Origin of the sequence: Planococcus circulans (assembly GCF_020023385.1) — a bacterium.
Taxonomy (GTDB): Bacteria; Bacillota; Bacilli; order Bacillales_A; family Planococcaceae; genus Planococcus.
The window spans coordinates 202,297-216,066 of sequence record NZ_JAIQCL010000002.1; the positions used below are offsets into that span (position 1 = coordinate 202,297).

The 13,770-nt window shown below is 44.5% G+C and carries 14 protein-coding genes; 9 read left to right on the top strand and 5 right to left on the bottom strand.

Features of this window, described 5'->3' with window-relative positions:
* Positions 1–61: 61 nt before the first annotated feature.
* Both K8U60_RS05175 and K8U60_RS05180 read left to right on the top strand, forming a co-directional pair.
* Positions 62–730 carry a type 1 glutamine amidotransferase domain-containing protein gene (locus K8U60_RS05175; protein ID WP_223635361.1) on the top strand — a complete coding sequence of 223 codons (669 nt, stop codon included), beginning with the start codon at positions 62–64 and terminating at the stop codon, positions 728–730.
* A gap of 373 nt (positions 731–1,103) precedes the next feature.
* Entirely contained in the window at positions 1,104–2,102 is a 999-nt protein-coding gene (locus K8U60_RS05180) for a GNAT family N-acetyltransferase (protein ID WP_223635364.1), read from the top strand.
* A gap of 358 nt (positions 2,103–2,460) precedes the next feature.
* On the opposite strand, the gene K8U60_RS05185 is transcribed toward K8U60_RS05180, so the two are convergent.
* The 3 genes from K8U60_RS05185 to K8U60_RS05195 are packed head-to-tail and all read right to left on the bottom strand — an operon-like array spanning position 2,461 to position 4,986.
* Positions 2,461–2,913: a biotin/lipoyl-containing protein gene (locus tag K8U60_RS05185; RefSeq protein WP_223635368.1), complete on the bottom strand. Its 453-nt coding sequence runs from the start codon at positions 2,911–2,913 to the stop codon at positions 2,461–2,463.
* Between the two features lie 19 nt (positions 2,914–2,932).
* Positions 2,933–3,934: an alpha-ketoacid dehydrogenase subunit beta gene (locus K8U60_RS05190; protein ID WP_263298588.1), complete on the bottom strand. Its 1,002-nt coding sequence runs from the start codon at positions 3,932–3,934 to the stop codon at positions 2,933–2,935.
* Positions 3,935–3,978: 44 nt separating this feature from the next.
* Positions 3,979–4,986 (bottom strand): thiamine pyrophosphate-dependent dehydrogenase E1 component subunit alpha, encoded by a 1,008-nt coding sequence (locus tag K8U60_RS05195; RefSeq protein ID WP_223636011.1) that lies wholly within the window; start codon positions 4,984–4,986, stop codon positions 3,979–3,981.
* Positions 4,987–5,292: 306 nt separating this feature from the next.
* Between K8U60_RS05195 and K8U60_RS05200 the strand changes: the two genes are divergently transcribed.
* The 3 genes from K8U60_RS05200 to K8U60_RS05210 all read left to right on the top strand — a co-directional run bounded on the left by K8U60_RS05200 (position 5,293) and on the right by K8U60_RS05210 (position 8,384).
* The gene (locus K8U60_RS05200) at positions 5,293–5,595 is read left to right on the top strand and encodes a hypothetical protein (protein ID WP_223636014.1); all 303 of its coding nucleotides are present in this window, start codon (positions 5,293–5,295) and stop codon (positions 5,593–5,595) included.
* A gap of 706 nt (positions 5,596–6,301) precedes the next feature.
* Positions 6,302–6,847 (top strand): hypothetical protein, encoded by a 546-nt coding sequence (locus K8U60_RS05205; RefSeq protein ID WP_223635374.1) that lies wholly within the window; start codon positions 6,302–6,304, stop codon positions 6,845–6,847.
* 541 nt (positions 6,848–7,388) lie between these two features.
* The gene (locus K8U60_RS05210) at positions 7,389–8,384 is read left to right on the top strand and encodes a lysozyme inhibitor LprI family protein (RefSeq protein ID WP_223635377.1); all 996 of its coding nucleotides are present in this window, start codon (positions 7,389–7,391) and stop codon (positions 8,382–8,384) included.
* A 169-nt stretch (positions 8,385–8,553) separates the two neighbouring features.
* Here K8U60_RS05210 and K8U60_RS05215 read toward each other — a convergent pair whose 3' ends face one another.
* The gene (locus tag K8U60_RS05215) at positions 8,554–8,943 is read right to left on the bottom strand and encodes a VOC family protein (protein WP_223635379.1); all 390 of its coding nucleotides are present in this window, start codon (positions 8,941–8,943) and stop codon (positions 8,554–8,556) included.
* Positions 8,944–9,166: 223 nt separating this feature from the next.
* On the opposite strand from K8U60_RS05215, the gene K8U60_RS05220 reads away from it, so the two are divergent.
* The 3 genes from K8U60_RS05220 to K8U60_RS05230 all read left to right on the top strand — a co-directional run bounded on the left by K8U60_RS05220 (position 9,167) and on the right by K8U60_RS05230 (position 11,528).
* Positions 9,167–9,676 carry a YfiT family bacillithiol transferase gene (locus K8U60_RS05220; RefSeq protein ID WP_223635382.1) on the top strand — a complete coding sequence of 170 codons (510 nt, stop codon included), beginning with the start codon at positions 9,167–9,169 and terminating at the stop codon, positions 9,674–9,676.
* Positions 9,677–10,016: 340 nt separating this feature from the next.
* On the top strand, positions 10,017–10,685 hold the full coding sequence (locus tag K8U60_RS05225; RefSeq protein ID WP_223635385.1) for a DUF1643 domain-containing protein: 669 nt from the start codon (positions 10,017–10,019) through the stop codon (positions 10,683–10,685).
* A 384-nt stretch (positions 10,686–11,069) separates the two neighbouring features.
* Positions 11,070–11,528 carry a type II toxin-antitoxin system PemK/MazF family toxin gene (locus K8U60_RS05230; protein WP_223635387.1) on the top strand — a complete coding sequence of 153 codons (459 nt, stop codon included), beginning with the start codon at positions 11,070–11,072 and terminating at the stop codon, positions 11,526–11,528.
* Between the two features lie 144 nt (positions 11,529–11,672).
* On the opposite strand, the gene K8U60_RS05235 is transcribed toward K8U60_RS05230, so the two are convergent.
* Complete coding sequence (locus K8U60_RS05235; RefSeq protein ID WP_223635391.1) at positions 11,673–12,494, bottom strand: CPBP family intramembrane glutamic endopeptidase; 822 nt, start codon at positions 12,492–12,494, stop codon at positions 11,673–11,675.
* A 410-nt stretch (positions 12,495–12,904) separates the two neighbouring features.
* On the opposite strand from K8U60_RS05235, the gene K8U60_RS05240 reads away from it, so the two are divergent.
* Positions 12,905–13,714 (top strand): TspO/MBR family protein, encoded by an 810-nt coding sequence (locus K8U60_RS05240; RefSeq protein ID WP_223635394.1) that lies wholly within the window; start codon positions 12,905–12,907, stop codon positions 13,712–13,714.
* Positions 13,715–13,770 lie beyond the last annotated feature (56 nt).

Sequence of the window (13,770 nt, forward strand, 5' to 3'; positions counted from 1 at the left end):
TTAAGCGGGAAAATATTCGGGAAAACTTAGTGTCAGGATGATTTAAAGGAGGAAACTTAAAATGGCTAACGTATTAGCAGTGTTATCAAGTGGACATAAAGATACAGAAAATAATTACGAAACCGGCTGGTGGGCCGAAGAATTGTTTGCGCCGATGGAGATAGTGGAGAAAGCAGGGCATCAAATGGACCTGGCTTCACCAAAAGGTGGAAAACCGACACTCGACCAAGCCAGTATCAGCGAAGACTATGACCCGGAAGGCAAATACAAAAAAATGTATGAATCGGGATTAGCGGACAACACCAAAAAGCTTTCGGAAGTAATTCCAGAAGAGTATGACGCGGTGTTCATCGTGGGTGGCCACGGAGCAATGTATGACCTGGCTGAAAACGAAACCTTGCATAAAATCATCAATGCCGTTTACGACAATGGAAACATTGTTTCAGCCGTATGCCACGGCCCGGCTCCATTGCTTTGGACAAAACGTCCGGATGGCAAAAGCATCATTTCCGGCTTGGACGTAACAGGCTATCCGGAAGCGGTCGAACCGGAAGGGCTTCCGGCGATTCTGCCATTCAGCTTGGAAGGTGAAATGAGCAAAGTGGCTAATTATTCCGCTGAGCAAAAAGTGGTTTGGGGCAATGACCAATTGGTGACCGGGCGTGACCCGTTTTCTTCTGAAGCATTGGCTGAAGAATTGGTGAAAGCTTTGGATAAACGAAACAACTAGGCAAATGGTGTGATGGATTTTCACTTACAGAGCCCTAAATTCAAAAAACATATAAATATCAACTGCAGGACATTGCAATGGATCATCGCAATGTCCTGTATTTTTTTTTTTTTTTGCCCAAAATCGATTTTCAGCAGGCAAGAGGTCCTTGTTGAAAAGTAAGACTGGGAGATAAAACGGCTGGTACGCCGAGTAAGCTCTGATATACGTGAGAGAAAAAGAGTAATCTATAAACGTTTTGATCCAGAGCTTATCCAAACTTACATTAAACCCGGCTTTAACTTAGTTTTAACCCTCTTTGATTATCATCAATTTAGACTCGATATGAAATTCTGAGCTTTAGCTTGCAGCTATCCAAAGGAGGAAATATGAAATGACAGTTAAGACGCCCTCTTTATTGCCTGACATCTTTTTCTTACCGGAATGGGGCAGTGCATACGCGAAACAGGAGAAAGGGAAAAATGAGGTTTTTGAGTTTGTGACGGACTTCGGTCGTGTCCATTACCAATTTGTTGTGCGGCCGATCCCAATTGAAGTAGTGGGCATCACATACTACGATACCATCACCCCTTTTGGCCCAGGTGGACCGTTGATCATCAGCTGTGCAGCAGGCAGAAAAAAAGAGCTTGCGGCAGCATTCGATGCCGCATTCCAAGAATACTGCATGGACCATCACATCGTTTCGGAGTACGTCCGCTTCAATTCATGGGTGAAGAATGCCAAAGACTTTGAGGAAATCTATAGCATCGACAACCGTGGAATATCGATGTACATCGACTTGACCGTGGACGATTATTTTATGGAAGAATTCAAATCCAGCACGCGCCAACAAGTCCGCCGGGCTTTGAAAAATAACGTGGAAATTGAGTATGACTATACGGGTTCCACGGTCGAGGAGTTTCACCGGCTCTATGAAATCATGGCGAATCGGAATAACATTCCGAATCATTACCGGTTCTCGAAAGAGTTGCTGGCGGAATCGTTCACTTTGCTGAAAGGCAAACAATTCATCGTCTACGCGAAATACGAAGGCCACTATATTTCGGGATCATTGTATGTGCATCACAGGGAGTTCCTGCATTACCATCTGGCGGCGAATGACCCTGAATTTTTCTGCGTCGCGGGCAATAGCCTGGTGCTGAACGAAGGCTGCCGCTGGGGAGTCGAGCATAACAAAAAACAACTGCATCTTGGCGGAGCTACAAGCGACGAGCTATACCGCTTCAAGCGCGGGTTCACGAAAACCACACCGCTGGACATCCTGACCGGCAAGAAAATCCGCAACGAAATGGCCTACAAGCTTCTGTCGGATTATCAGTTGAGCAGAGGCGCTATTGAGAATCCTGACTATTTTCCGCTTTACCGTGGATGATCTTCATAATATAAATACGACAGCTTGCAGCGTTTTAGAGGAAAAGCAGGCTGTTTTTCTTCTGCAGATGGTTAGCCGTCAACTTGTAATTACTTTGTCAATCCATTCCCATTGATCTCACTGACACCGGGCTTCATCGATAAGCCGATCATTCCGGAAGAAAGCACAGTAAAGTTGAGGTCCATGACACCGATGCAGTGTCTCGAAAATCGGAAGAAATGGCAAAAACGACGTTGCTTATGGCTTCAAAGGGTTCTTCGTTCATGGCAGGCAGCACAAAAAGGAGGCGGTCTCATTTGGGGCCGTCTCCTTTTTGGTATGCTTGCCAGGGGATTCCTAGAGTGCAAGTCCCGTTGTTTCAAAGCCCCGACTCGTCCCGGATATCTTCTTCCGTGATGCTGCCGTTTTTTCCTGTTCCTTTAACCGTCTCCAGATTGACTCCGAGATCTTTTGCCAGCCGCCTTAGCCTCGGCGAGACTCGCACGAAGCTGCTGGATGCCTGGCTATCAGCGTTTGTTTCGGCTTTCGCTTCCTGTGCAGGCGGTTCATCTTGGGCTGTTCCTTTTCCGGCAGTCCCTTCAGGATCGATGGTTGCCAGCACATCTCCGACTTTTGCAGAATCGCCTCTTTTGACCGCAATTTCCTGTATGGTTCCGCTGCTTTCAGCGATTATTTCGGAAACGGCTTTTTCCGTCTGGACTTCCACTAATGGCTGTCCTTTTTCCACGAAATCGCCAACTGATACAAACCAGAGGACCATTAAACTCTCCTCTACATCCTCATCCAATTGCGGCAATCGGACTTCAATCATTCCACCACCTCCAGAGTCACTATGCTTCGTCCATCATCTTTTTCACTTGCTCATAGATTTTATTCGGCCCTGGAATGACGAAGTCTTCCAAGACGCCGCTGTACGGAATCGGCACATCGGGAATGGCCAGCCGGCTGATCGGCGCTTCCATTTCGAAGAAGGCTTCTTCCGCGACAATCGCTGAAACTTCTGCTGTCATACCGTAGGACAGGTAATCTTCATCGACTACAAGCAGGCGATGGGTTTTCTTCACGGACTCGATGATGGTGCCTTTATCGATCGGTGCCAGTGACCGCAAATCGATGACTTCCGCTTCGATGCCGTCTTTGGCAAGGCGCTCCGCCGCTTCGACCGCGTAATGGGTCATCATTTGAATGCCGACGATCGTCACGTCTTTGCCTTCCCGGACGACTTTTGCTTTATTCAACGGAACGGTATAGGATTCTTCCGGCACATTGTCGACGGCGACATCCAACTGCTCCATCCAGCCCAACCCCTGGAGTGATTTATGGAACATGAAGACAACCGGATTGTCATCGCGGATCGCTGACACCATCATCCCTTTCAAGTCGTACGGATTGGATGGTGCGACCACTTTCATGCCCGGCATATGGGCAAAGGCCGCATAAAGTGTCTGCGAATGTTGACCCGCATCCCGGTAGCCGCCGCCGACAGCAGTCATCAGCACCATCGGCAGTTTGACGTTGCCGCCTGACATATACGGGATTTTCGCCATGTGGTTATAGATCTGGTCCATGCAGACGCCAAAAAAGTCGACGAACATCAATTCGGCAATCGGCCTCATGCCTTCAGCGGCAGCGCCAATGGCTGCACCGATAAAAGCGGTTTCGGAAATCGGGGTATCCAGCACCCGTTCCGGTCCAAATTTCTCGATCAATCCTTGTGTCGAACCAAAGATGCCTCCATATTTCCCGATATCCTCTCCCAAGACAAAGACATTCGAATCGCGTTCCATTTCCTGTGAAATGGCTTCAGCCATCGCTTTATTGCCGGTCAACATCCGTTTTTTTGCTGTTTCCACAATAGATCGGCTCCTTTTCTGTTTTATGGATGGAAGACATCTTTCAATGCAGATTCCGGATCGGGATAGCTGCTGTCTCTTGCAAACTGGTAGGCTTCATCCACTTCTTGTTTGGCGCGCTTTTCCATGGTTTCCAAATCAGCTTCGCTGATGTTCTCGGATTCGGCCAACATCTTTCTCAGTTTATTGAGCGGATCCAGTTGGCGAAGCCCCGGCACTTCCGTTTGATCCCGGTACAGTTCTGGATCTCCCTGGAAATGGCCCAGGTAGCGGTAGGTTTCGATTTCAATGATGGTCGGTCCTTGACCGTTGCGCGCTCTGGCCACCGCTTCCTCAGCTGCTTTATACATGGCGATCGGGTCGTTGTCTTTTACGTAGGCACCGGCAATGCCATAAGCAGACGCCCGTAAATCATTCGACTCAACGGACGTGGACGCTTTTTTCGCCACAGAAATGCCGTACGAATTGTCTTCTACGACGACAATGAGCGGCAGATTCCAAACGGCTGCCAGATTCAGTGATTCGTGGAAAGCCCCGGCGTTCGCTGCACCTTCTCCGATGAAAGCGACAGCTACCCAGTCTTTGCCTTTCATTTTGCTGGTCATCGCTGCGCCGACTGCATGGGGGATGCCGGCCCCGACAATGCCTCCGCAAGAAAATTTCACTTCGGGGTCGAACAGGTGCATATGTCCGCCTTTCCCTTTGCCAAGCCCCGTTTCCTTCCCGAAAATCTCAGCGGTCATTTTCTTCAAATCGACCCCTTTGGCAATAGCATGGTGATGGGGACGGTGAGGAGCCGTCACCGTGTCGTCTTTCGTCAAGTGCACACAGATGCCCACTGCGGCTGGTTCCTGCCCGGTGGCTAAGTGCATTTCACCCGGCACAGTCCCGGCTCCGATATTGAATACCGGCGTTTTCCCTTCCATGTACGCTTCCGCCATCTGGTCTTCGTAGTAACGGATCTTCACCATCTGTTCGTACATCCATTCCATCTTCTCCATAGATACTGCGGGTTGCTTTTCTTCAAACATAGTCACTGCTTTTCCTCCTTTCAACTAGATAAAGACGTGCATCCAATGGCCGGCAACATTTTTGAATGTATATAAACATCTTCATAATAACACCTTTTTCTTAATTTATGTCAATATTCAGATTATTTAAGTGGTAATGTAAAAATTGCGTCACTGACCGCAAAATGCTTCAGTTTACATTATGGGTTTAGAGTGGCAAAGGTTTCGTTGAATCAACTCGTAAAGGAAGAGAGTTGATATTTCCTTCTCTTTTGTTACGCTTAAGTTCACAGGCTTGGGAAGGGAGTTCTTCAAATGGAGCCGTTGATGGACATCATCCTCATTGTTTTGCCAATTGCGTTTGTTGGGGCGATTGCTATATTTGTCATTACCCGGCTTAAAGCCAAACAAAAGAAGGGAACGCTCGGAAAGAAAGACACCACCGAAGCTCAAACACTGTTGGACAGTTTGATTCCGCTTGGCATGATTTTCGGAAGCGCACTCGGTGTAGTTGTTGGTATCATTTTCAGTATTTCATTGGGCAACGCCATTGTATTAGGATCAGGAATTGGCATGTTGGTCGGCTATTTTGCTTATGAATTTTACAGTAAAGAAGAAAGCCATTCATAATGGGTGCTCTTGACGAGCTGATGAAACTTTTTAATTTCAACTACGTATTAGAATCAACAAGTCCAATGAAACCAGGAGGTAATTTCATGGCTGCAATTATTCCAGCATTGTTGGTTATCTTTTTAGGCGTCTATGCTGCTTCCTCCAAAAAGAACAAACAACACCGCTAAATCACTTCTTTGTTCCAATGCCACTTCTATATTACTGAGTAAAATTGCAAGCAATGAAAGCCGTATCCGGGAACCGTAAAGTTTTCGGGATACGGTTTTTTTATATAGAGCTATAAGAACATGGAGAAATTACTTGCAGAAAAATCCTTCTTCCAGCTTTCCGTTATATAGTTGAATCTTTTTAAGCATGGCTTCTGTATAATTAAAGCAGTTCTTTAAAAACCTCACCTTATTCACTCACTTTTAACGGTTCGTTTCTCACTTTTTTTCAAGAAAGGCATGATTTAATGGGCACCGTTTCACTTGTCATCTTTCTCTTAATTCTTCCATGTGCCTGGTTTTTCTGGACCACCATGAGTTTGAAAAGGGGCAAAAAGAAAAACACACACTGGAAAATATCTCTAGCCACTCTCATTGCAGTGATCTTTACCAGCGTTGGTTTAAATTATTATTTCTCCGACGCATATCAGCTTTCTTTTTTTCAGAATGGATCTGAAAGCATAGTTGCACTTATTGTTTGTGCCGCATTTCTGCTGGTGATTGTCATCATTAATCTGATTGTCAGCCACATGTTTAAAGGTGCACCCAAATCATTCCATAACCCTAAGGCAGTTTGGGTTTTCACAGCGGTGTTTTGTACCACTATTCTATTTTTCATCATGTGGGTGTATCCATTAGCGGAGAAAGCATCGTATATCCATAAAGTTGAAAATGCGCTGGCTCTATCTGAACAGCAACAAGCCCCTGAGGAAATCACCGTGCTGTTTATGAGTTCCGAAAGGAAATGCTTCCGGACGCATACATCAAACTGCCATTCCGAACCGTACCAAAACTCATTTTTCCTCAAAAACAATTTAGATACACAAAAAGAAGTCCAATTGCGTATTCGAGCGCTGGGTTCCGAACAACAAGAACTGAAGGTAATCGAGTCGGATATCATGACGCTGGAAGCGGGGGAATTGAAGTTGGTCGAGACGGAGGAATCCTTTGATGAAGCGAGCATCTGGAGCCGCTCTTCTTTTGAAACGGATCGACGAGTCCAGTCCTATGAATCTTTGTACAGATACCGCGATGTCGACTAAAAAAATCCGTGAAGTAAAAGCGAGGAATGCTTTACTTCACGGATTTTACTGTCTAGATCAACTCTCTTCATCACCGCAAAATTAAATTGCGCCCTATGTATGACACCCAATAATACTTCATTCTTGAGTTCATCTATTCCAAAGAGTTCATTTTTGGTGCAAACCGTTTCCGCGCCGATTTCTTCTGAAATCTTTTGGACGTTATTGACGATTTCTCCATCGATCAAGTTGATCATGATTTCTATAGTGAACAATACTAGGTTTATATAAACGGTAAATTAATCGATTTGATTATTATGAGCTACATTCATACATTACAAAATGGGAATTTTATGTATTTAAGTTAATAGTTTTATGGTACTATTTATTCAGTGTTTGTAGTAGTCCAATAGTTTTGTTGATAGGAAGGGAGCATGCTCCGGTAATGCTGAATATACTGTGGAGAAGTATTTGGAATTTATAAAAAAATGTAATTCTATGGGAGTACGGGGTTCAATGCTGGGCTGGGTAGTAAAAAAGAAAGAAAATAGGAGATGAAGAAATGGCGATAAAGAAAAAATGGCTGAGTTTTTTGATGGTACTGGGTGTCCTGCTGCTGTTGTCCGCTTGCGGCGGATCGCCTGAAAGTAAGATAATCGGCAGTTGGAAATTAGTTTTAGGCGACAACGAAGCATCTTACCTGGAGATAAGCGAAGAAAGAATACTAACAAGGGAACAAGATGAAGAACCGATGACTATTGAATACATCTTAACTGAAACTCAAGACGATAACTTTATGGTAGAAGTGGTTAATCCAGAAAGTGGCGTTAATGAATTTGTGTTTGAAGGGTTCTTTGAAAATAAAAACACGATAAAACTTTTAACAAACTCAAATAATCCAGATGGAGATCGCCAATTAGTCAGAGTGGATAGCATAACAGAGGAAATGGAAAAAGATGAGGTAATATTACAAGAAATAGAGGAAGAAGAGCAAGCAAAAGCTGAAAAAGAACAAGAGATGGCAAGTAAAGAAGCAGAAAAGCTGCGAGCAGAAGAGGACAAAGAGCAGAAAGCATTAGCTAAAGAAGAAGCGCTAAAAATGTTGGAAGATGAGCGAGCGCGAGCAAGTGAAGAAGAACAAGCAGCAGCAGATGAAGAAGAGCAGAAAGAAGTGGCAACAGCAGAGGCCGCTACGCAATCCGCTGTCCAAACGAATGGTTCGAATGGTTATTTGCAGAAGGCAGATAATCTTGATGAAGAGATAATGGATGAAGCAAAGAAATTGTTTGCACATGATTTAGAATCGGGTTTTTATGGCCAGTATTATAGTGACTGGGATGACTTATTAAACGAAGTATGGGGCGAACTTAAGTCCACAATTTCACAAGCAGAATTTGAAAACCTGAAGAGTGATCAAAATGATTGGATCAAAATGAAAGAACAAAATTTTGCTGAGATGCCAAAAGAACGGGCATATGAAAGAGCTGCAGGGATGGACTATTTAGCATTTGAAACGAAAGATAGAACTTATTATCTGATTGAAAATTATTTAAATTAATAAATCGCTTTTTATTTTCCAAAGGCAATTAAATTCATTTCCTGTAATTGCATGCAAAGAAAACCGTATTCGGGAACCATAAAGGTTTCAGGATACGGTTTTGGCATTTAGACTTGAAAAGCCAAATTCCTTGCTGGAAGGCGAAATCCAGGATGCTGTCCCAGCTATATCAACTTTGGACTCTCTCCATCACCGCAAAATAATTTCCTTCGTCATCCGCAAAGTTGAAGCTTCTGCCGGTTCCCATGTTCACTAGGTCGCCGGTCATAACGCCTCTTTTCTTGAAATCAGCGTACAGCTCTTCCACACCGTCGGTATAGAACATGAGGGAAGGCGTACCGAGTTCCAATTCGGGTGACAGTTTCGAAACCACTTCTTTGTCGTGCAACACGATTGTCGTCTCCGCGTCTTCGGTAGGGGCGATTTCGATCCACCTCAAGCCCTGTTCTTTCGAGCCTTCATCGGCGACCACAGTAAACCCTGCTTTTTCCGTCCAGAACTTCACTGCTTTGTCCTGATCCTCCACATACACCATCACTTGCCCAAGCTTGTTGATCAACTGGACCACTCCCTCGCAAAATTGGTTTATTGAGCTCATTATATTTGCTACATTTCCCATAAGGCAAATTCTTCAAACTGTAAGCTCAACTGCTGACGAGGTGAAATTAAGTCCTGCCGGAGTTTGCGCCACAGCCTTCCGGTTTACAAAATCCGGCCTCATTGGTATATTGAGCGTTAATGCAATGGTACACAAATACGGATAAGGAAAAGAGGTTGTGAAAATGGATGTAAAATTTCCGATTGGACAATTACAGGTTCCTGATAACGTGAAAACTGAACATCTCCAGGAATGGCTCGGAAAAATCGAAACATACACCACACGGTTGAGAGAAGCTGTCGATCTATTGGATGAAGAGCAATTGGGCAAGAAGTACAGAGAAGGCAGTTGGACAGTTCGTCAGCTTGTGCATCATATTGCGGATTCGCAATTGAATATGTATCAGCGCCTGAAGCTGGCTTTGACGGACGACAATCCAACAATTCCTGCTTTTGACCAGGAAAAATGGGTGGCACTTCCGGACAACGAGCTGCCGGTGGAAAGTTCAATCCGAATTCTGGAGGGGCTGAACGAGCGGATCGTCGCACTTGGCCAGCATGTGACTGAAGAGCAATTGGACCGCGTTTTCACCCACGAAACGAATGGTGAAATCAGCGTTGCGACCAAACTGGCGAAACTATGCTGGCACGAAGAGCATCATTTGGAACATATCAAGATTGCTTTGGGGAACTGAATAGTGCCAGTGTGTTAAACGAAAGTTAATAAGAGTCTTTGCTTCAGAAAAAATTTCATCTATACAAAGTAAATGCATGAAGAAACCGACATATCCAGAAATGGAACGGATTCTTCATGCATTTTTATTTATTACAATAAACAACCTTAAGTTTTTATGAAACAGAAGCATGTGAGGAATTCTGGAAATTTATTTCCCGAACAATTGAATTGCCTATTGCAAACATACGTTCTATTTTATTAAGGCGAAATTACATAAAAATGGAATGGCGGGTTGTTTTGCCGCGCATTCAACGGATGCCTCTTCAATAAAGACAGTAAAAAATTGAAGGAGGAAAAGTATGTTTCAATCAGGCAAGGAATTGGAAAATCTTTTTTACACACAGGCAGCTTTCTATAAACTGCAGACGCACAGGGAAATTCAGACTTGCCGAAGTCTCGTTGTCATCAGCCGAATAGGCGCAAAAAGTGAAGGAGTCGATGCGTTATTCGTGCTCTTGAATCCAGGGCAATGTCTTCCGTTGGCTGGAGAAGATTCGATTCTTTTGCTTTCAGGTGAAGTTGCAGACTTGCCGCTCACACCCGCCACTCCCGATAATACGCTGTACCAATTGATGCGCCTCATGGAGCGGATGAACTGGAATTCAGTCCAGGTCATCAACCTTACTGACCTAAGGACGAGGAAATTTGACGAGTATAAAGAAGGGCAGAGGTTCATGAAAAAATGCGGCGATAGCCGCCATACGATCTTTTCAATGGATCGGTACGTTGAACTTTTGGATTGCGTGGAGCGGGCAGATGCGGTTATCGCGGGATGGGGCACTAAAGCGCCGATTATTCCAGCTGCGGAAAATGCGTATCCCCTTTTATGGGAGGTGGCAGACATCAAGGGCCTCGCCTATAAAACGCACACGCTGTACTATCATCCATTTCCTTGGCTGAAGAACAAATGCATCAAGTGGCTGGATGATATGGAAACGCAGTTAAAAAGAACGGCAGAAGTGGTTTAGAAAAGGATTTCTAAGAAAGGGAGATGTAAATTAGAAACACGCTTGAATGTAAGGATGAAGGGTGTATAAACATTGTTTAAACTTTTTGGGCGTGACAAAATGATAGCATGAAGGAAGGTGGAAATCATGGCAAAAGTCGTTGATCACCAGCAAGCCACAGTAAAAAAAATGGGGGAATAATCTGGGGGTTCGATTCAATGCGTCCATCATCAATAAAACGATAATAGAAGTCGATACAAAAGTAGAAATTTCCGTGTTGGATAATGGGACAATCATGATTAAGCCTTTGAAAAAACGCAAGTCACTCAATGAAATTATTAAGGGTCTGACAAGTGATAATCAGGGTGAAGAGCTGATTAAAGATACAGTCGGAGAAGAGTTATAATGGGTACTTATATGCCGGCACAAGGAGATTTGATCTACTTGAACTTTGACCCAAGCACAGACATGGAAATACAAAAACGAAGACCAGCTATTGTATTAAGCAACACTGAGTACAATGAAAAATCAACGTTCATTTTCGTCTGTCCAATCACTTCTAAATCTATGGGCCATCCTATGGAAGTCGAAGTGCCATCCGGTCTTAACGTATCCGGTTTTGCTCTTCCTCATCAGATGAAGAGCGTGGATTATACGAAACGGGATTTAGAGTATAAAGATACTCCTGTGACAGAAGATTTTCTCGATGAATGTGTGTACTATGTTAAGTTGCTCATGGAAAAAACTTTTGAATTCAATTACTTAAGAGTAATCACCTACTATCCGAGGAGGAAAGTGGGCGGTTGCTTCTTTTTATTTTCTGCAGTTTCAGTTCTGCTAAGCAAGCGGGACAGCGCTGGGTAGAAGGCTTTAAAATCGCTTCCCAGTGTAAAAATTCTAAGTGAATTCTGTGGCATACAGGGATAGAGTGGGAAATTGTTCTTTTGGAACAGCTCCTGGATTATCATTTTAATGCAGGGAATGTTCCCGTCAGCATTCCTTTAGAATTCAAGTCCAGAAAACACGCGTTTCTTTCACCTTATTCTCCAACCCCCGAGCCATCCGCGCAATGATGAGCAGCAGCAATGCCAGACTGGCAAGCAACACAACAAGGTTCGGCACGCTTTTCGTATACAGGTCGTTGATGCTCGATACCATCAGCCATTGTGGAAAAGACGGATTGACGAAACTTTGGTAAACGGCGATCAGGTTATTGGCGATGTGCAGCAGAATTGGGACAAGTAAATTGCCGGTCTTCAGGTACAGGAGCGATGCCACCACTGCGAACAGGAAGGCACCGAAAAAGTTGACGTGGAAGATGCCGAAAATCAGACTCGACAAGCCGAGCCCATTCCAGAAGCCGAATGTTGCGATCAGCCGGTTCAGGAGCAACCCGCGGAACACGAACTCTTCTGCAATCGGCGCGATGATCGCTAAGATGAAACTGGTCGCCACCATGTACCAAAGCGCGTCGGGGAACGGCTGCGGCGTGAGCGCAAAATCGACTACAGCTGGGGCGATGGGCATGAGCGCCCGCAACAGCAGCCAATAGATGCTCATGGAAAACAGCAGCACCAGCACGGTGAGTCCGGATAACGGCAATAGCCAACGCGCGGTGCCGCGGAAGAACACGACGTGGCGCAGTTTTACACTACGTTTTTTGAACTGGTAGCTCAGCAGCCATATCGGCAGGACGGTATAGAAAATCAATTGCATCATCACACTGGTGATGAGTACATTTTGAGTGGCCTGCAGCAGGATGAAAACCGCTACGATGATCGCGGCCGCCATCCAGCCATGTACAAAACGGGTTCTCTTTTCCTCGAACATCCTCAACGCCGCCTTTCGTTTCAGATTAAAGCACAGAAACATCGTTAAAGACATATAAGTTTATTTAGAGGAAATATGATAAAAATAACGTTAATTTAAGGTGCGGATACTATTTTGCTTTTATGATAGCATGACTTTTAGTTTTTAAAAATGTTTGGAGATCTATTAATAAATGAAGAAATCAAATCTAGGTAAAAAAATTAGATTTTTTGAGCAGACAACAGCCTACTTCCCAATGTGCAGACAGATTTTCGTTTCTGCTGCAGAGAACAGTTTTACAATTTAACTAATCAGGGAAGAGATAATGGAGAAAGCTTGTATAGGAATTATTTTGTGCTGTTTGGATTTTACTGTGCAGTGCAGTATTCACGGAACGATAAAAAAAATAACTAATGAAAGGATGAGTCATTGTGGACGAAAGTACACTGAAGAAAACAAAGCTGTTCACGATTTTGAATTTGGTTTTATACTTTTTGACGCTCGGTGTCAATTACCTCGGATCTTCCGGGTTTTTCAATGGGCAGAGCCAAGGGGACATCTCCGACCAATACTTGACGCTTATTTCCCCGGCGCCTTTTACGTTTTCGATTTGGGGCGTCATTTATAGTCTGCTGTTGATTACGCTGATCTATTTGTTTATCAAACGGAAAGATGCGAGAGTCAGCAAGCTGGTCTTGTTGATCACACCATGGTTTATCGTTCTCTCTCTGTGCAATATGAGCTGGATCGTTACATTCTCTTATGAGCGATTGGGCATTTCCACGATTTTAATAATAGGCATGTTGTTCTCCTTGCTCGTCATCATCGGGAAAATCTATACACATCGCTTTGAAGTTCCGTCGACGCTGGCAGGACTCAGCTTCACCCTCTACTGTGCATGGGTGACCATCGCAACCGTCGTCAACGTCTCGTTGCTTTTGGTACAGCTGGAGTGGAACGGTTTCGGCATTTCCTATTCGGTCTGGACTCTGATCATCTTGACGGTTGCCATCGCATTTGTCCTCATTTACTTGACGCAGTACAAGAACGCTGCCTACCCACTGCCTTTAGCATGGGCATTCTTCGGAATCTACAGTTCGTATGCGAGCGGTCGGGTCAATCCGGAGTTAGCAACAGCCATCCAAGGATTCTTGATTGCCGGTATCGTGATCTTCCTGATTGCGGCGATCTGGAGATTTATCAAAAATGGAAATTCTCTTTTCCTGAAACATTCGGAGTAAGAAAGTTCTCCACGTAAAAACAGACACAAAAGCTCTTTTAAAGAGTTTTGTGTCTG

Bases quoted from the DNA above. Each gene is read 5' to 3' on its own strand.
- K8U60_RS05175 (WP_223635361.1), top strand. From the start codon at position 62: ATGGCTAACGTATTAGCAGTGTTATCAAGTGGACATAAAGATACAGAA.
- K8U60_RS05180 (WP_223635364.1), top strand. From the start codon at position 1,104: ATGACAGTTAAGACGCCCTCTTTATTGCCTGACATCTTTTTCTTACCG.
- K8U60_RS05185 (WP_223635368.1), bottom strand. From the start codon at position 2,913: ATGATTGAAGTCCGATTGCCGCAATTGGATGAGGATGTAGAGGAGAGT.
- K8U60_RS05190 (WP_263298588.1), bottom strand. From the start codon at position 3,934: ATGTTGACCGGCAATAAAGCGATGGCTGAAGCCATTTCACAGGAAATG.
- K8U60_RS05195 (WP_223636011.1), bottom strand. From the start codon at position 4,986: ATGTTTGAAGAAAAGCAACCCGCAGTATCTATGGAGAAGATGGAATGG.
- K8U60_RS05200 (WP_223636014.1), top strand. From the start codon at position 5,293: ATGGACATCATCCTCATTGTTTTGCCAATTGCGTTTGTTGGGGCGATT.
- K8U60_RS05210 (WP_223635377.1), top strand. From the start codon at position 7,389: ATGGCGATAAAGAAAAAATGGCTGAGTTTTTTGATGGTACTGGGTGTC.
- K8U60_RS05220 (WP_223635382.1), top strand. From the start codon at position 9,167: ATGGATGTAAAATTTCCGATTGGACAATTACAGGTTCCTGATAACGTG.
- K8U60_RS05225 (WP_223635385.1), top strand. From the start codon at position 10,017: ATGTTTCAATCAGGCAAGGAATTGGAAAATCTTTTTTACACACAGGCA.
- K8U60_RS05230 (WP_223635387.1), top strand. From the start codon at position 11,070: ATGGGTACTTATATGCCGGCACAAGGAGATTTGATCTACTTGAACTTT.
- K8U60_RS05235 (WP_223635391.1), bottom strand. From the start codon at position 12,494: ATGTTCGAGGAAAAGAGAACCCGTTTTGTACATGGCTGGATGGCGGCC.